Below are 243 nucleotides of genomic sequence, written 5' to 3' on the forward strand. Positions count from 1 at the left end.
GGCGTTGTCACGTTGGCTGACCGGCCTGGGATGATCTTGGAGATGATCGTGCCGGGGAGGGAGTCGCTCGTGTCGTCCGCGTCGCCGTCGTACAAGGGCCACCGGTACCCGGTGGAGATCATCGCGCACTGCGTGTGGCTGTACTTCCGCTTCCCGCTGTCGTTCCGGGAGGTCGAGGAGCTGATGCTCGAGCGCGGCGTGCTCGTCTCCCACGAGACCGTCCGCCGCTGGTGCGCGAAGTTC

General features: G+C 66.7%; 1 pseudogene. It reads left to right on the forward strand.

The annotated features are described in order from the left end of the window. Positions 1 to 42: 42 nt before the first annotated feature. Positions 43 to 243, forward strand: a pseudogene (locus JL475_RS39555) (IS6 family transposase); the annotation flags it as partial.

The sequence above is a fragment of the Streptomyces sp. M2CJ-2 genome (assembly GCF_016757295.1).
GTDB lineage: Bacteria > Actinomycetota > Actinomycetes > Streptomycetales > Streptomycetaceae > Streptomyces.